General features: G+C 46.4%; 17 protein-coding genes. 8 read left to right on the forward strand and 9 right to left on the reverse strand.

Annotated features, from left to right (window positions below):
• The first annotated feature begins 34 nt into the window (after window positions 1–34).
• Together NLBNIHML_RS16405 and NLBNIHML_RS16410 are read left to right on the forward strand one after the other, a co-directional pair.
• A complete protein-coding gene (locus NLBNIHML_RS16405; protein ID WP_342571416.1) occupies window positions 35–907 on the forward strand; it encodes an arylamine N-acetyltransferase family protein in 873 nt (290 codons plus the stop codon).
• 162 nt (window positions 908–1,069) lie between these two features.
• The gene (locus NLBNIHML_RS16410; protein ID WP_339238709.1) at window positions 1,070–1,756 is read left to right on the forward strand and encodes a 4'-phosphopantetheinyl transferase family protein; all 687 of its coding nucleotides are present in this window, start codon (window positions 1,070–1,072) and stop codon (window positions 1,754–1,756) included.
• A gap of 727 nt (window positions 1,757–2,483) precedes the next feature.
• Here NLBNIHML_RS16410 and NLBNIHML_RS16415 read toward each other — a convergent pair.
• Window positions 2,484–3,230, reverse strand: coding sequence for a Bax inhibitor-1/YccA family protein (locus NLBNIHML_RS16415; protein WP_494352322.1), 747 nt, complete (start codon window positions 3,228–3,230; stop codon window positions 2,484–2,486).
• A gap of 207 nt (window positions 3,231–3,437) precedes the next feature.
• Window positions 3,438–3,794, reverse strand: a complete 357-nt coding sequence (locus NLBNIHML_RS16420) for a nucleotide excision repair endonuclease (RefSeq protein WP_278297627.1) — start codon at window positions 3,792–3,794, stop codon at window positions 3,438–3,440.
• A gap of 669 nt (window positions 3,795–4,463) precedes the next feature.
• Between NLBNIHML_RS16420 and pdxR the strand changes: the two genes are divergently transcribed.
• From pdxR to NLBNIHML_RS16435, 3 genes are read left to right on the forward strand one after another with little or no spacing between them, the layout of a single operon-like run.
• On the forward strand, window positions 4,464–5,915 hold the full coding sequence (gene pdxR, locus NLBNIHML_RS16425) for a MocR-like pyridoxine biosynthesis transcription factor PdxR (RefSeq protein WP_494352323.1): 1,452 nt from the start codon (window positions 4,464–4,466) through the stop codon (window positions 5,913–5,915).
• A 12-nt stretch (window positions 5,916–5,927) separates the two neighbouring features.
• Window positions 5,928–6,848 (forward strand): D-alanine--D-alanine ligase, encoded by a 921-nt coding sequence (locus NLBNIHML_RS16430; RefSeq protein WP_494352324.1) that lies wholly within the window; start codon window positions 5,928–5,930, stop codon window positions 6,846–6,848.
• Window positions 6,845–7,303, forward strand: a complete 459-nt coding sequence (locus tag NLBNIHML_RS16435; RefSeq protein WP_494352325.1) for a GNAT family N-acetyltransferase — start codon at window positions 6,845–6,847, stop codon at window positions 7,301–7,303. The genes NLBNIHML_RS16430 and NLBNIHML_RS16435 overlap by 4 nt, the downstream gene beginning before the upstream one ends.
• A 178-nt stretch (window positions 7,304–7,481) precedes the next feature.
• Here NLBNIHML_RS16435 and NLBNIHML_RS16440 read toward each other — a convergent pair whose 3' ends face one another.
• The 5 genes from NLBNIHML_RS16440 to NLBNIHML_RS16460 all read right to left on the reverse strand — a co-directional run bounded on the left by NLBNIHML_RS16440 (window position 7,482) and on the right by NLBNIHML_RS16460 (window position 12,033).
• Window positions 7,482–8,270: a glucose 1-dehydrogenase gene (locus tag NLBNIHML_RS16440; RefSeq protein ID WP_339238724.1), complete on the reverse strand. Its 789-nt coding sequence runs from the start codon at window positions 8,268–8,270 to the stop codon at window positions 7,482–7,484.
• A gap of 135 nt (window positions 8,271–8,405) precedes the next feature.
• Entirely contained in the window at window positions 8,406–9,344 is a 939-nt protein-coding gene (locus tag NLBNIHML_RS16445; RefSeq protein ID WP_494352326.1) for a GNAT family N-acetyltransferase, read from the reverse strand.
• Between the two features lie 243 nt (window positions 9,345–9,587).
• On the reverse strand, window positions 9,588–11,096 hold the full coding sequence (locus NLBNIHML_RS16450; protein WP_494352327.1) for a copper amine oxidase N-terminal domain-containing protein: 1,509 nt from the start codon (window positions 11,094–11,096) through the stop codon (window positions 9,588–9,590).
• Between the two features lie 207 nt (window positions 11,097–11,303).
• Window positions 11,304–11,432: a hypothetical protein gene (locus NLBNIHML_RS16455; RefSeq protein WP_494352328.1), complete on the reverse strand. Its 129-nt coding sequence runs from the start codon at window positions 11,430–11,432 to the stop codon at window positions 11,304–11,306.
• Between the two features lie 133 nt (window positions 11,433–11,565).
• Complete coding sequence (locus NLBNIHML_RS16460; protein WP_494352329.1) at window positions 11,566–12,033, reverse strand: YfbM family protein; 468 nt, start codon at window positions 12,031–12,033, stop codon at window positions 11,566–11,568.
• Window positions 12,034–12,129: 96 nt separating this feature from the next.
• Here NLBNIHML_RS16460 and NLBNIHML_RS16465 point away from each other — a divergent pair, with 96 nt between their 5' ends.
• Both NLBNIHML_RS16465 and NLBNIHML_RS16470 read left to right on the forward strand, forming a co-directional pair.
• Window positions 12,130–12,594, forward strand: a complete 465-nt coding sequence (locus tag NLBNIHML_RS16465) for a DUF4385 domain-containing protein (protein ID WP_494352330.1) — start codon at window positions 12,130–12,132, stop codon at window positions 12,592–12,594.
• Between the two features lie 139 nt (window positions 12,595–12,733).
• On the forward strand, window positions 12,734–14,035 hold the full coding sequence (locus NLBNIHML_RS16470) for a VWA domain-containing protein (protein WP_494352331.1): 1,302 nt from the start codon (window positions 12,734–12,736) through the stop codon (window positions 14,033–14,035).
• A 133-nt stretch (window positions 14,036–14,168) separates the two neighbouring features.
• On the opposite strand, the gene NLBNIHML_RS16475 is transcribed toward NLBNIHML_RS16470, so the two are convergent.
• On the reverse strand, window positions 14,169–14,984 hold the full coding sequence (locus tag NLBNIHML_RS16475; RefSeq protein WP_494352332.1) for an SDR family NAD(P)-dependent oxidoreductase: 816 nt from the start codon (window positions 14,982–14,984) through the stop codon (window positions 14,169–14,171).
• 308 nt (window positions 14,985–15,292) lie between these two features.
• Between NLBNIHML_RS16475 and NLBNIHML_RS16480 the strand changes: the two genes are divergently transcribed.
• On the forward strand, window positions 15,293–15,952 hold the full coding sequence (locus NLBNIHML_RS16480) for a TetR/AcrR family transcriptional regulator (RefSeq protein WP_494352333.1): 660 nt from the start codon (window positions 15,293–15,295) through the stop codon (window positions 15,950–15,952).
• Window positions 15,953–16,093: 141 nt separating this feature from the next.
• On the opposite strand, the gene NLBNIHML_RS16485 is transcribed toward NLBNIHML_RS16480, so the two are convergent.
• The gene (locus NLBNIHML_RS16485; RefSeq protein WP_339257950.1) at window positions 16,094–17,146 is read right to left on the reverse strand and encodes an LLM class flavin-dependent oxidoreductase; all 1,053 of its coding nucleotides are present in this window, start codon (window positions 17,144–17,146) and stop codon (window positions 16,094–16,096) included.
• Between the last annotated feature and the right edge of the window lie 163 nt (window positions 17,147–17,309).

The following is a 17,309-nucleotide window of genomic DNA, read 5'->3' on the forward strand; positions in this document are numbered from 1 at the left end:
CTTGCAGCCCAATATATATCCTGAGGTGATCTGAATGAACGTTATATTAAATCCATCTGAAATACAGGCCTATCTGAAACGGATTGGCATGAATGATATAAAGAAACCTACGCTGGAATACTTAATTGAACTCCAACGTGCACATGTGCAATATCTTTCGTGGCAAACGGTCGATATTTTTGCAGGTCGTCCTGTAGGAATCAGTCTTCAAGAGTCAATTCAGCTCATATTACAGGGACGCAGCGGCTACTGCTTTCATCTAAACGGTGCATTTAGTGTTCTTCTCCGCTCGCTGGGTTATACGGTTGATTGGCATCGTGGCGGAGTACAGCCTCATGGGGAACAACCCCGTGTGAATTCATTCCATCTCGGTCTGTCTGTCCTTCTGCCGGATGCCGACCCAACAGTTGAACGCTGGATTGTGGATGTAGGTCTGGGCGGAATGCCCTTTGAACCTCTGCCACTTCGTTATGGAACCCATGGTTCCGCTCCGTTCACATACCAACTGATGCCATCATCTGTTGCTGCTGGGGGATGGCGGCTTGAGTACGAACCGAATGGGCCAAGTGAAGGCGTCGACTATGCTCCTGAAGCAGTTCACGATCTGGGGGAGTTCATACCGAAACATGAATTCTACAGTCGGGCGGCCGAATCCCCTTGGCATAATGTATTTTTGCTTCGTCAGCGGAATGAGAACCGCAGTCATGAACTACGAGGATGTATGCTCCGAACCCATGATATCGAAGGAATTCGGAAAACGGAAATTCAGAGTTATACCGAATGGCGTAACGTATTAACTGAAATATTCCATGAACCCTTGGTGAATTACAGCGAACTGGAATGCCAGGACATGTGGGAACGAGTGCAGGCTGCGCATACGGAATGGAAACAAGCGCAAGAAGCATAATGAGGAAGATGCAGAACCTGAGGCCTTAACACGATATGGAAAACAGGATAATTATCTTGATTAAGCATCCGTATAGGGAGCACTTAAATAGAAATCACATAAGGGATTGTTCCATATAAAGGAAAGCTACTGATCCACGCCGAATACGTCCTTAGGTGATAAATGATGATAACGATTCGTGTACTCCAAGTTCCAGAAGTAATGCCTGAGGCATACTGGAATCATTTTCTGTCCCAAGTCTCGGCAGAGCGTCGCACCCAGGCTTCACGTTTTGTTCGTCAGGCTGATGCGTATCGCTCCGTGTTGGGAGAAATATTGACTCGTGTGACTTTGAGCAGGTTAACTGGCCTAAGGCCAGCTGAGCTTTCTTTTACCCGTAATCCCTACGGCAAACCTTCCCTCAGCCAGCATTCGGATGTACAATTCAACGTCTCCCATTCTGGTGACTGGATTGCTCTTATCTCCGGCGGTACCGATGAACTGGGTGTGGACGTCGAGAAAATAGCCCCCATTGACATGCAGATTGCAGAACGTTTCTTCTCTCCAACGGAGAGCCAGTTCTTGTCCGCCACGCCTGACGATCGTCGGCTGAATACCTTCTACCGTCTATGGACGCTGAAGGAAAGTTATATCAAGGCAGTGGGTATGGGGTTGTCCATACCGCTGGACTCCTTCGCCATCCTGCCGGATGAGGGCGGAGTTTGGTATTGCGAGCAAGCCGGGGCATATCGCTTTCTCAGTCAGCGACTGGACGATGGGCATATGCTTGCGGCATGTTCGGCTGGGGGAGAGTTGCCAAGCCAGCCCAAGATTGTAACCTTGGAGGGTCTATATACGGAGTTGATGTAGTGTTCGGCTAGTTGCGGCTTATTAGGGGATCGTGAAGTATAATTTGGATTTGGTTTTCAGGCTTGGGGTTTAGGGCCGGGTTTTGGGGGTCGGGGTTAAGATTGGGTTCATGCCCTAACGAACCTGACACGCCTTATGGGCTTCAATTACACAGGTCTGGCATTCTAAGGAACCCTACGCACCCTATATGCTCTAATATGTCCTTTTTCACGTTGATATTGCCGAATTCTGCACCAATAAGGTGTCTGAGGTTCGTTAGTTTTCCCAAAACACTAAAAATCCTTTATTAAGAGGTGTGAGATTCGTTAGAATTGCACATATGATGAAGGAGCGGTCATTGACTCTCCTTTATTTTTACTTTTTATCAAAAAGAGAATATATCTCATAGGAAACCATAATTTTCAAAAAGGGATTACCGTCCTACATACTTGCTAACCAGACTTAACCTTCAATTGCACTGAGGATTCCTGCACCAATGATGGTAATTTCTTTGTCTTTGATCTTTTGCGAGATATGCAGCTCTGGGTACAGTCTTCAGAGGTAGGAAGATCTCCAGTACGGGGGAGATGTTAAAAGCAATCATGGTCACGGACAGCCACCCGTCCTATGGACCGCCCAACAGTCTTATCTTCATATACCAAAAAAGCCAACGACGTGAGTAACACGCGTTAGCTTTTTGACTTTAAATTCAAACTCCGTTTACTTCTCGAACATGATTGAAGCAGGACTAGTCCCGGCTACGCAATTTGCCAAGCAGACGGATGATCTCAATGTACAGCCATACCAGCGTTACCATCAATCCAAATGCACCGTACCATTCCATATACTTGGGCGCACCACGCTCAGCGCCACCTTCGATGAAGTCAAAATCAAGGACCAGATTGAGAGCAGCCACAATAACAATAACGACCGAAATACCGATGCCGATCAAGCTGTTGTCATGCAAATAAGGAATCGAAATACCGAAGAAACCAAGTACAAAGCTCAGCAGATACATGATCATGATACCGCCGGTTGCAGCGACGACCCCAAGCTTAAAATTCTCTGTAGCTTTAATCAATTTCGTTTTGTAAGCCATCAGCAGCGCGATGAATACAGCCATCGTCAACAGAGCGGCCTGCAAGGTAATTCCGTTATACAGGGATTCATAGGTTGCGGAGAGCGCTCCCAGGAACAGGCCTTCTGCCACGGCATAGACGGGTACGAGATATGGTGCTGTAATTGGTTTGAACGAAATCACAAGTGCCAGAATGAAACCAACGATCAATCCGCCATACGCGAGCGGCATTACTTCTTGTCCGTTAAAGAACATCATCCAGGTTGCAAACGCACTAGCCAACAGGATCACCAGCGTAATAAACGCTTTGTTCACCGTGCCGTTAATCGTCATATAATTCTGATACCGATCTTCTCCATATCCTCTGTTCTCAAACGTGCTGTCTTTAAGGGTAGGGTTACCGCTACGACCGATCAACACAATCACCTCTTCATATGTATTTGGTATATCTGTGATACTGGGTTTGGGCGTTCTACGTTTCAAATTCTATAAGCTATTCCCTTGAAAGAGCGGGATGGCACCACAAAGGATCGGATGCAACCCTTCGATTACATCCTTACCTCGCGGTGCAACACTTAGGACATATGTCCTAGGTGTTGCATGTTAATTCAGATTTTATGCGTCTTATTTGTACAATACTTTGTCTACATTGTATTTCGCACGCATCGTGTTGATGATATACGTCTCGTAAATTTCACGATCTACCGGATCTTCAATCACGCACACTTCAATCTTTGTTACTTCCTCACGGTGGTTCTTGATTGGAGATACAGTATCTTCAAAATGCTTTTTGATACGTGGTCTTAATTTTCGTGCTTTCCCGACAAATAACAGCTCTCCAGCGGCATTGTAAAACATGAAAATCCCGCCTAGTTCCCGGGTTATCAGGTGAAAATCCGTAAATCCATAAATGTGGCTAAGCTGTGGATCAACCTGCTTCGTAATGGTTACATCCGGTGTTGGCACAGTAATATTAATCAATAGGCTCACTTCCTCATTATCTATAGGTTTACATCCTATCACATATTATAAAGGGACACCATTTCAATCTATAAGAAGTACAATTCACGCAATTTTCGCTATTACGACAAATATTTCAAAAAAAAGGTTAACTTCCCTGATTCAAAGTGTTACTATAGGGGTATGAGGAAGAAATTGGGCACTGAGACACATGTCTTTATATCTACCTCCGTCTATTGTACCCTATGATTGAAACTCTTTTTCATGCTGAATTCTGTTACGTGATCACGACAAGAGTACAGTTAGCAAGAACCTTAGCTTATAGATTGTAGATTCATCATCTAATCGACCCTTGCAGCAAGCAAACGTAGAAAGACCTAGATTCTTGATTCACTGTAGATTTTAAGTATCACCTAGAAAGCCTGCAATTATAGTCGTACTGAGTTAATAGACACACGTAGAAGGTCAGATAGCTATCGATCCTAGAGAGACTAGTCATGCAATGCAACTGTAGAATTATAGCAGCAGTACTATAGAAAATGGATCAAGTCTCACCACAGGCCCCGGCATATTGCTTGGGCTTTTTCGCGTTTACGCGAATAACCGACCACCTCCTCAGGGAAACAGAGGTATCGTGGTTCTTTCTGTCGGGTTTATAATATGACAAGATACCAGTAGAGGAGTGATGGGATGTATTCCGATCTGCAACTGACGGAGGACCGCCCTGTATATATACAAGTCAAAGATTATATGAAGCGATTGATGCTCAAAGGTGGCCTGCAAGCCAAACAAAAACTGCCCTCCACCCGTGAACTTAGTACACTCATGAAGGTTAGTCGTAGCACGGTTCTGCTCGCTTATGCCGAGCTTGAAGATGAAGGTCTGATCTACGCGGTCAAAGGCAAAGGCAATTACGTTAGTGCTTCCATTGAGGCTCCTGAGGCCACAGCGAGCTGGCAACTGGACTGGAAGACAGAGGTAAGTGAGTATGCCATTCAGGCAGAACAGTACGATCTGATGAAGCATGGCTCCGGAGCAGAGCGCGGCGAGATATCGTTTACCAGCATAGCACCGGATGAAAAGCTATTTGATCTGCAGAACGTGAAACGGGCTTTTCTGGATCGCATGTCACTTGAAGGCGAAGTACTGCTGAATTACGGATATGCGCAAGGATACAGACCGCTGATGAACTATTTACTACGATATATGGAGAACAAAGGTGTTGACCTCCGTGGCAAGGACATCCTGATCACCAACGGATTCACGGAAGGTTTCGATCTGGTGCTTGGAGCGTTGCGCAAAAAAAGCGGAAAAGCGCTCTGCGAGAATCCGACACACCACACGGCAATCAAAAACCTGAAGCTGCACCAGTTCCACCTAACCGGTGTCAATATGGAGCCGGATGGCCTGGACTTGAAGCAGCTGGAACATGAACTTGAGGAAAGTCCATATGATCTGGCGTATCTCGTGCCCTCCTACCATAATCCAACCGGGATTGTGACGTCTCCTGCGAAACGGGTAGAGATCATCCGGTTGATGAACAAGTATCAGGTTCCCATCATTGAGGATGGATTCAACGAAGAATTGCGCTATTCCGGTTCCCACGTATCTCCCTTGATCGCCAGCATGGGCAAGGGCAATGGACTGGTTTATCTGGGCAGCTTCTCCAAAGTCCTGTTCCCAGGTCTGCGGGTGGGTTGGGTTATTGCTGATGCGGCGCTGATTGATTATCTGGAGAGTATGAAACGGGCACGCAGCATCCATACCTCCACACTGGACCAATCGTTATTGTATCAATATCTGAGCAACGGCAATTTCGAGAAATATTTGAAGCGAGCCCGCACGGAGTATAAGCGAAAATATGAATTGGTTGTGCGTTGCCTGAAGCAACATCTGCCAATGTGCCGGATTTCCGGTGCGGGTGGTCTGCATCTGTTCGTGCAGTTCCCGTCCGAATACAGAACCCGTGAACTGCTAGAGGCTTGTAAAGTGAAAGGTGTAACGTTCACACCAGGGGATACCTTTTATCTGGAGCCCGGTCAAGGTGTGAACACGATGCGTCTGGGTTTCTCCAGAGTGAGCGATGAGCATATACGTAAAGGCATTCGCATCATTGGCGAGACAGCAGCTCAAATGAGATAAGGAGGATTTCACATGAAAGTTGGCGTAATTATGGGCGGTACATCTTCAGAGCGGGATATTTCACTGCTCACCGGACAGGAGATGATTGCCAATCTGAATAGAGACAAATACGAGGTTGTGCCCATTGAACTGAATTCCAAGCGCGATCTGATCGACAAGTCAGCGGGAATCGATGTGGCACTGCTTGCCCTGCATGGCAAATACGGCGAAGACGGTACGGTTCAAGGCACACTGGAATCCCTGGGTATTCCCTACACAGGCTGTGGTGTGCTTGCAAGCAGTGTATGCATGGATAAAGACATGTCCAAACAGCTCATGCAGCATGCAGGTGTGCTTACCGGAGAATGGTTGCGAGTGAGTCATATGGATGAGCTGGCCTCTATTGCTGTTCAACAATTAACGTACCCCGTGGTGGTCAAACCGAATTCAGGCGGTTCCAGCATTGGTACCCAAGTGGTGAAGGAAGCTTCCGCCCTGCCCGCCGCTGTAGAGGCTGCCCTCGCCTGGGATGATACGGTGATGATTGAACAGTATATCGAGGGTGAGGAAATCACCTGTGCCATTCTGGATGGTAAGATGCTGCCGGTGATCTCCATTCGTTCGAACGCTGCGTTTTTCGACTATGCTTCCAAATACGATGACAATGGGGCCGATGAGCAGGTTGTGCAATTGCCTGTGGACCTTCACCATCGCGTCGAAGCCGCGGCCCTGGCCTGTTATCAGGTGCTGAAATGCAGCGTCTACGCTCGCGTGGATATGATGATTCGAGAAGGCTTGCCTTATGTGCTTGAAGTGAACACGCTGCCGGGACTTACTCGTAACAGTCTGCTGCCCAAAAGCGCAGCTGCTGCAGGCATTTCTTTTGCAGAACTACTGGATACCATTATTGAACTTTCATTGAAGGAAAGACCCAAGGAGGATACAACATTATGAGCCTGGATGTGACGATTAGACACAGCTCCCCTACCGATCTGCAAGATATGGTCATTCTGATGGACCAACTCGGTTACCCCACCACTTACGCCGAGATGGAAGAGCGTTATACCCATATCTCTGCGGACGCAAACTTTACGACACTGGTAGCTGAGGTACGCGGACGCATAGTTGGACTGATCGGATTACAGACGTCTTATCTGTATGAAAAGAACGGAAGACACTGCCGTATCTTGGCCTTGGTTGTACATGACCAGTTCAGAGGTTCTGGCATCGGCCGTCAGCTCATTCTTGAAGCTGAGCAATGGGCAGCCAGGCATAACGTGGACTCCCTGTCTCTGAACAGTGCCAATCGCCCGGAACGTGAAGCTGCACATCAATTCTATCGTCAGATGGGCTTTACAGCCGGAAGCACCGGGTTTAGCAAGAAGCCTCAGACCTTACAACACACTTAACCTGCGGATATACGCTATCTGGATGACACGAAAAAGAACGCCCCATTCAGCACATTGGCCAGTTAAGGGCGTTCTTTCGTATCCGAGGTACATGGTGGAAGGAATGATTCTCCAGGTAATCTATTGGTTATTCTATGTTGAATTTTCAGGTCGAATCAGTACCGTAACATATCTGGGATCAATATTTGGCTGACTGTGCACCATCGATTGGTATAATGGCTCCGTTAATAAACGGTGCTTCGCCGGACAGCAGGAAGGCAACGAGGCGTCCCACTTCTTTCGGTTCACCCAAGCGCTTCGCCGGATTGTCCTTCACGAACTCTCTGGATGCAGACTGCCAGTCATTCGGATTGATCTGTTTGAACGAACCGATGACCATATCTGTCAGAATGGCTCCAGGTGCTACCGCATTGATACTGATTCCGTGCTCAGCGTATTCAATCGCCGCATCTTTGGTCATGCCAGCAACGGCATGTTTACTCGCCCCGTAGGCGATCTGGTTTGGTACAGCACGAATGCCACCGACAGAGGACGTGTTCACAATGTAGCCTTCACCCTGTTTTTTCATTACAGGCAAGACGTGCTTTAACCCGTAAAATACACCTTTCAGGTTGATGTCGATGACTTTATTGAACATCTCTGTCTCGTAGTTCTCGATCAGGTTTTGCTTGCCTTCAATGCCTGCATTGTTGAAAAATGCATCGATACGTCCAAACGCATTTACCGTATCACTAACATACTTCTTCACTGCTTCTTCGTCGGCTACGTCACCTTCAATAAGCAGGAACTCGGCATGCTTTACCTCTTCTGATATCACACGCTTGGTCTCTTCCAGCGCCTTCATGTTCACATCCACCAGGGCAAGTTTTGCCCCTTCACGCGCGACTTCCACCGCAGCTGATCGGCCAAGACCCGAACCACCACCTGTAATCAGGACTACTTTACCTGCAAATCGTTCAGACATCATCCATAGACCTCCCTTTGCTGTTTTTGACATCTTCAACACATAATTACCCATTTCATCATTTGCTCTAATCAAACGGGGATCTCTTACAACCAAAAATTCAACCGGATTAGTATGCTTCTATACCCATCCAGTCATTCATTTTAAGGACTTCATAGCCTCATAGGCTGCAAGTAGTTCCTCTACTTCTACTCCGTTGATCTTCATCCCAGCTACTTGACACTGTTCCAACTGAACCCCAGATAGATCGCAATCAATAAAACGACTCCCCCCAAGATCACAATGCGCCCACTGCATGGGCACCCGGTCAGATCCAAGATGTGTGTCCTGGAATTGAACGCCATCCAGAGCACAGAACTCAATCTTGCTATCGGTTAGGCGTAAATCAGCTAGCAAGATATTGGTCATATTTAAATTGGTAAGTTTGCTTCCACTCAGGTTGCAATCAGTGATCCGACTATTGGCCAGATTACTGGTACTGTAACGAACCCCATCTAGATTAGTCTGAACAAATTCAACCACTGATTCACCCGAATCCGTGGCTAATGTCTCATCACATGTTGGATCATAAGAAGCCGCTGATACGTCCTTCTCATATCCAAACTCATCCTCAGATGCATAGATTCGAACATATCCCATTTTTTCGTAAAAATGATGATTATCCAGCCGCCGACTGGAGGTCTCCAGCTTCCAGATATCAATCTGTGGAAATTCAGCCTCAATAAGCCTCATGACTTGAGAGCCCACGCCACGTCCCTGGCATACAGGATCAATATAGATCTTATCGATCCTGGCATGTTTTCGTCCGAGCACGTTTACACTCACTCCGCCGATAGCACATCCATCTGATTCTACAACATAATAATCCCATTCACGGATTACGTAACGGTGCATTCGAACTGACGAATAATCAGGTGGACATAGATTCCTATCGATATCCTTCTCACACTCTGACCAGACCTTAATGGCTTGATCAAAAGCACGAGTGCACATCTCTGTAAGTACAACAGCATCTTCTTGCTGCGCTCGTCGCAAGCGAATTTCAGAATGTACCTGTTTCAATTGACTTTTTTTCATATACAACACCTCTGGGGATTTATTTAAGATGACACGACAAAGAGGAGCACCTCCAACAGAGGCACTCCCCGGTCCGTTTCATCATTTCAGAAACGCCGAAGCTCCTCGTAATGGGTCAAAAGGACACACGTATCCCGTTCATGGTCTAACGGAATTTTTTCGGTGTTCTTTTCACGATCATTACGAGAAATCTGGCATACTCTGAAATCCCCTCTCATGCTAAGGACTAATTCAACGTCTCAGTTAAGGACGGTCAATGTAAATCCAGCCTGTTTCTTGTTCCTTATCTACAGTAGCTCCAAGGGATTCAGCCATAAAGCGCAGCGGCACATATGTCTTGCCATCCTTGCCTACATATGCGGATTCCACCATGGTTACTTCTTTACCAGCAACGGTTGCCTTCTTGGAACCTACAGTCAGAACAATCTCATCACCCGTGATGTCGTCAATGACAACAATTCGGTTCGAACCTTTGGTCCATTTCACTTCAGCATCCAATTCTTCAGATACGTAGCGAAGCGGAACAAATGTTGTATTCTTAACGGTGATCGCCCCGGCGTATTCATCATCCGGGAAGAGTACTACACTTTTATTCGTGATCCCAGCTTCATCTTTGAGCAATTGATATGCAAGTGAATTGGAATCAAAATTGCGCAGCATCTGTCCAGGTGTAATATCATCCTTCATCAGATCCATAACGCCGCCCGATACATCCACTTCATCCACTGCAACCGTTCCACCGATATTCCACTGTTCACTGTTTCCGCTCACGGTTACAGCGTTCACTGGCAGATCTTCGGAGGCCGGTAGCGCTACCTTCAGTTCAAAGTTTTGCTTGCGGATATCCAGCTTGCTGTCGAGATAGAAGTCCAATTTCAGTTTGGTTTCTGTACCAAATACCGTTTTGAATTCTGGAGTCTCATTCAACAGGTTGTTCAGCTCCTGATCATAATTGACCAGCATGCTGTCCAGTCCTACTTTGATCATGGCATATAGTGAAGCAACGGCTTCATCTTTCGATTCAGGAACGATCGAATTCAGCGTTTCATCTCCCCCGCCTTCAACCTCATTCACAGCTTCAAATACAGGGTAGAACACATCGTACAGATCTCCAATCAGGTCTTTCAGCCCTTGCTCATCCTTCGAGACACTCGTCAGGAACGGTTTAACCATGGCAAGCATCTCTTCACCACTGATCTCCAGGTGCAGCTTGGAGAGGCTAAGTGTTTCGCCATTTACCGATTCCTGTACCGGTGTTACGGAGATGTTCTTCGGATTGGACAGATGTTTCAGGACAAAAGAGAACAGTTTCGGCGAAATTTCCTCGAGTTGTTTCTCCAGAGCCTTCGTATCCACCATTGGAAGAGCTTGTGCATCCTGGAACGTATCCAGAGATATGTACAGCGGTTTCTGGGCTCCATCCAGATCAATCACCACTTGGGACTCATTCATGGACAGGTGGAAAGGTAACTTCGTTCCCTCCATGCTCAGTGTACCTTTGATCGATGCTGTCTTCGCATCTTTCATTTTGGCTTGATCAATATCCAGAGATATGGAATTAATACGTTCGATCATTTCAAGGTCTTTCTCTGTCGCAAATTCCTTAGCCGGTTCTATGTTTATATTCATGGATTGTCTGGATTCACCGGACTTGATACTCGCACCATTGGCCATTGCTTTGCCAACGTCTACTCCACCCACAGCCTGACATCCTGTAAGAACAACCATTAATAATACCAGTGGCACTGCCATCCATTGGACTAACTTCCGATTCGTAATAAGATCCCCTCCTTAGAAAAATATGGTTCATTCCCATTATGAAGGTATAGGTAATTGTTGTAAACGGATACGCAAAAAATAAACCAAAAGGCCGGAACATGTCCGACCTCTGGTCTATCTATATTTCAACATATCGTATGTTTCGATAAAAGATCCTGCTTCATTATGCAATACTGGAAGTTATTCTTGATCCTGATCTTCTGCGAGTTTCTCATCCGTTTCTTCATCTTCCACAGTTGCGGGAGTCTCGAATTGATCGGGCTCGTCCTCTTGAATCGCTTTATTCTCTTCGTTCTGATCCTGTGTCATATCGCATTCCCTCTCTTCTACCAGATTGTCATGTCAGCAAGGCATGAGCCTTGTGTCTATCAATAACCCGAATAGGCACAGTTCAAACCTGTCTCCGCGACGGACAACCATTTCCCATCATTTCAGTGCCCGTTTAGAAAACATAAAACACGATTCCGTTTCCACTTGCAGCCGTTGCCTGAAACAAGGCCTGGATATCATCCACCGTCTGGACAATCTCCTGAAATGTCTCTTCCGCATCCCAATCTTCCATGACTGGATAGACGCCCTCAGTGATCATCTGTTCCAGACTATACCGCTGCTTTAATTCATCCGGTGTGAGCTGCTCCAACGCCATGTAAGCCTCCAGCACCTGCTCATTACTGAGTAAGAACAGATCCATATCCGAATAGTTTCCCAAGTATTGCTCACCTGCGAGAGGCACTACATAGCCCAGGGGTGGCTTCCCATCTACCAGATTGCCGTTCAGCGTGAATTGGATCATCTGCCAGGTTTTATCGATATCCAGATCAACTGCACAATCATGGACACTGATCTCCCCTGACTTGATGGATTTAACTAGCTCTTTCGTTACCACAAGATATCTTCCGGACATTCCCATACCGTTATCCCTCCTGTGTAATTGATTCTAATGTTCCCCATTAACCGTGCTTGTTGGTTCAGAATCGGGGTAATTCCTATCAAGGAGGTCGTATACATGAAAAAATTTGACTACAGTCTCGATTATGATGAGTTGGATCTGCGCAAACATCCTGAGCTATACACCGTAGGCCGGGGAGAGCAGGGTGTTCTCATGGTTGAGCCATACAAGGGCGAGATTCTTCCACACTGGCGATTCAAAACACCCGAGATTGCGACAGAGTCATCGGAGAAAATCTATGAGCTATTTTTGGAGTATAAGAAAAAGGGGGATTTCGTGGGTATGGATATGGCTCGCAAATTTCTCCAGATGGGCTATACACGGGCCAGACGGTATACGAATCACAAAGGCGGACGCAAATATTCGAAGGAGGATGGCTCAATCTTGCCCTATCAGAATGATAAGGTGAAGGCAGAAGCCGCAGCCATATTCAAAGCCCAATGGGAGATTGCGAAAACGGACCCAGACTATGTGAAGATGAAGAAGGAGCATCGGGAAAAGTATGAGTCTGATGAGGCGTAGAAAAACGGGGGAACCGTAATATAGTCTCACTGATTGGATCTGTCATCTGCTCGTTGACTTATGGAAACATATGTATCAAAATCTAACTTGTTACTATGTAGTACCATTAATGAGTTTGAAGAAAAGAGGCAATCGGAATATGACAGATCCCATCATTCATTTGAGCACCGGCCAAAATACCACGATTCATGAGTCAGGCCAGATTCACGTAACGATTCAAAGTGCTTCAGCACCTTCTGCTCTCGATGCAAGCTGTTTTATGGTCAACGACAGGGGACAAGTTCCCTCGGACGATTATTTTGTATTTTATAACCAGAATGTTGATCCCCACCGCAGCGTTGTTCTCCAACATGCCGAGGATCTCAAGTCATCCTTTGTGCTGGATACCCGTAAATTACGACAGGCTCCTGTAGAAAAATGCGTCTTCACCGCTACGATTGACTCCGTAGGTACGTTTGCAGATGTTCAGAAATGCCAAGCCATTGTAAGAGCAGGTTCACAACAAATTACATACGAGATTACGCAAGCTACTTCAGAAACAGCACTTATTTTCATTGAAATTTATAAGCATCAGGACGGATTCAAGGTTCGCGCCATCGGACGCGGTTTCTTTGGAGGTTTGCAGCCTCTTGCCGAGTCGTTTGGTGTTGAAATTGAGAGTCCGAGCGAAGTCAAGTCTGAAGTTGCCGCTTCCCAAGAGTCACAGGTACCAATGGCCGAGCCGGTGAAACCTCCTAGTCCTGCAAAAAAGAAAAAAACTAAACCACTGAAATTGACGAAAATAGATCTGCTTGAACGTAAAGTTACCTTATCTCTGGAAAAGAAAAAAGTTGATCCTTTGCAGGCACGTGTAGCCGTCGTTTTCGATGCATCCGGCTCCATGTTCGATCTATACCGCAAAGGCATTGTGCAAGAAGCCTTTGAACGTATACTCGCCGTTGCGGCAGCGTTTGACGACAATGGCGAGTTGGATGTCTGGTTCTTTGCGGATGATTTTATGCGTGCGCCAAGTGTAACAGCCAAGGATTACAAGGATTACATTGTTCGCACGTATGTTCTCGGACGTAGGGGCTTCGGAAACAATGAACCCAAGGTAATGGAAGATGTTATTCGTAAGTATACGGTGGAAGAGCCTAATGCACATATCCCAACCTACATTATCTTTTTCAGCGATGGAGGTGTGGACAAAGAAAGCAAAATCACACAGCTTATTACCGAAAGCTCACACAAAAACCTGTTCTGGCAGTTTGTTGGCCTGGGACGGTCCTATTATGGAGTATTGGAAAAATTGGATGACATGCCTGGACGCTTCATAGATAACGCCGACTTTTTTGCCTTGGACGATTTCTCCAAGATCAGTGATGAAGAGCTATATGATCGGCTTCTGAATGAATTTCCAGGCTGGATCAAAGAAGCTCGGGCCAAAGGGATTCTGACATAAACTTCCGATCACATCATCCACGATATTAAGATGAACGAACTCCAATTCATGAAAAACGTTGCCAGTGAATACCTCGCTGACAGCGTTTTTCTTTTTACTTTACCACTTTCGAACTACTCACCACTTATCATTCTCAGGCTTTCGCTTTTTCTGGTTTACCACCCTTGGAACGCGGACGAAGCATACCTCCCACAATTCGCAACATCAACTTGCGTGGCACGAGACGAGTGAACTGCGCTGTCCAATAATTACCGGACCCCGGCACAGCGTAGGGTTTGCCTGATTCCAGTGCCCTCATGGCCACGGCTACGACATGCTCAGGTGTATCACGTTTGCCCACAGAAGCTTCTTCCGCACCCACGATATCAAAGAACGAAGTCTCGGTTGAGCCCGGACATAGCGCTAAGAACTGAACGCCACGCTTCCTGTTTTCTTCGTATAATGCCTCGGTAAAAGAAAGTACAAATGCCTTTGTCGCTCCATACACAGCCATATACGGATCAGGTTGAAAGGCAGCCGTCGACGAGACATTAATGACAGCACCCTTTTGCTTCTGCAACATGCCTGGTAAGAAAAGATGTGTCATATTGGTCACGGCCAACACGTTTAACATAATCTCGTCCTGTTGCCTTGAACCATCCACCTGTTCAAAACATCCATGGGTAGCGAATCCAGCATTGTTAATCAATATATCGATGTGTATGCCCCGATTCTGGCATTCCTCATATACATTCTGAGGTGCATGGACTTGCGACAAATCCGATACGATCACCTCAGCCTTTACTTGATATGTACGCTCTATTCGTTCTGCCAATTGAATCAGTTTGGTCTCTGTTCTGGCCACGAGCACAATATTTCTACCCTTGGAAGCCATTTCAAGTGCAAAAACTTCCCCAATACCTGATGATGCGCCTGTAATAAGTGTCCATTGTTGTTGATCCTTTAACATCTCTCATCCACCCTCTACACATGATTGAAACATTTGTTTTCATATGGAAACAACGTTTCCCATTAGAATCATCGTAATCGAAATTCATGAAACTGTCAAATACATTTGTTAAACTTGGATCTTGAGCGGTGTGCGAGCGGTGTGCCTCCTTACTGGATTCGGATTAAATTGACGTTATCCGACGTAAAACAGTAGAATGACCATAAGAAAAAAATATATCGACGTACTTTCATAGAAAACACACCGCATTTAAGCTGAAGTTTTTCTATACAAAAACAACAACAATACGGTTATGAGGATGAAAATCAATGAAGGATCTTAATTCGGGTTCCACGGAATCTGCACATACGGTAACAACTTTTCAGGAAGCCAGACTCCAGCACTCGGATAATTTGCGGCAAAATATTGTGCATGCTGCTGCTGCTTTACTGCAAGAGCATGGACCGGAAGCCGTCACGGTACGCCGTGTAGCTGAACGCATGGAGTGCTCCACCAAAATCATATATAACCTTTTTGGCAAAAAAGAAGGGTTAGCCAAGCATTTATATTTAGAGGGTTGCTCTCTCATGGCCCAGCGGTTTGAAGCTATGCCTCGGCATGAATCGTTCGAACAATATTTCCGGGATCTGGCCAACGTCTACTGGGACTTCGGCATTTCACAATCCAGCTTCTATCAGCTGATGTTTGGAGGGTCTTTTTCCGAATTCAAACCGGATGGAGAGACTTTGCAGGGAACAGCGACTGCACTGAAGCAAGTATCTGCCTTGGTTGAGGTCGCCATTGAACAGGGAATGCTTCAGGTGCAAGATCCCATGCTTGCGGTACGAATGATCTGGGCTCCCTTACACGGTGTTATTCATCTGTACCTGGGAGGCCATATTGAGAGCGAGGAAGCTGCCAAAACCCTCTATGATCATACGGTGTCCATGGTAATCCACTCCCTTGTCAGCACATCTGCGAGTGAATAAGCATGTGATCTGTACTTTATAGAGAGTTTCGGCAAACAAATGAAAAAGGAGCAGGTCCAATGGCTTAATCCGCCTAGGACGTGCTCCTTTATTTGGTTCACTCAGTCTATAACTGTATCAACTTTCAGTCGATGAACGTGTTTACTGGTTCTCCGCTTCCCAACGTGCAATTTCCTTGCGCACAATTGGAGCGACTTCTTTACCGAGCAATTCGATCGCTCTCATCACCTCGTTATGCGGCATGGTGCCGAGAGGGGTGTGCAACATGAAGCGGGTAATTCCGACTTCTTTACGTAGATAGATAATCTTCTGAGCTACCGTATCCACATCACCTACATACAATGCACCTTCAAGGCTGCGCGCCGCATCAAATGTCGCACGGCTGTAATGTCCCCAGCCACGTTCACGGCCCAACATGTTCATGACCGCTTGAGCTGGCGGGAAGAATTTCTCCACCGCTTCGTCTGTTGTATCGGCAATGAAGCCGTGAGAGTGAGAAGCGACTGTCAGCTTGGAAGCATCATGTCCCGCGTGAGCAGCTGCTTTTTTGTACAGCTCCACCAGTGGTGCGAATTGCACCGGACGGCCACCAATAATGGCAAGCACCAGTGGCAAACCAAGCAGTCCTGCACGAACAACCGATTCCTGATTACCACCACTGCCGATCCATACCGGAAGTTTTTCCTGTACCGGGCGCGGGTAGATGCCCAGATTGTTAAAGGAAGGACGGTGTTTGCCTTCCCAGGTTACTTTTTCCGAATCACGCAGCTTGAGCAGCAAATCCAGTTTCTCGTCGAATAGTTCATCATAATCATTCAAATCATAGCCGAACAGTGGGAACGATTCGATAAATGATCCCCGCCCTGCCATAATCTCTGCACGACCGTTCGAAATGCCATCCAGTGTCGCAAAATCCTGATATACCCGTACCGGATCATGCGATGACAGCACCGTTACGGCACTCGTCAGGCGAATATTCTTGGTCTGTGAAGCTGCCGCCGCCAGAATGACAGCTGGTGATGAAGCCGCATAGTCAACACGATGATGTTCTCCCACGCCGTATACATCCAGACCCACCTCATCTGCCAAAACAATCTCCTCAACGACATCGCGAATACGCTGCGCATGACTGATTAGCTCTCCTGTTTTTACATCCGGATTCGTCTCCACAAATGTACTAATTCCGATTTCCATTGTCTGTTCCTCCTTGGTATGAAGCGATCCGTCGTTCATCTAACCTATTGTAAGTAGATCACCTTTTGTTATGTATCTTAATATTGAACTATTTTGATAAAAAACACAAGTACCCCTTGTTTCCGGGGGGTACTTTTATGCTTATTTTCTATAATTATGGCTT

Source organism: Paenibacillus sp. JNU01 (genome assembly GCF_059130585.1).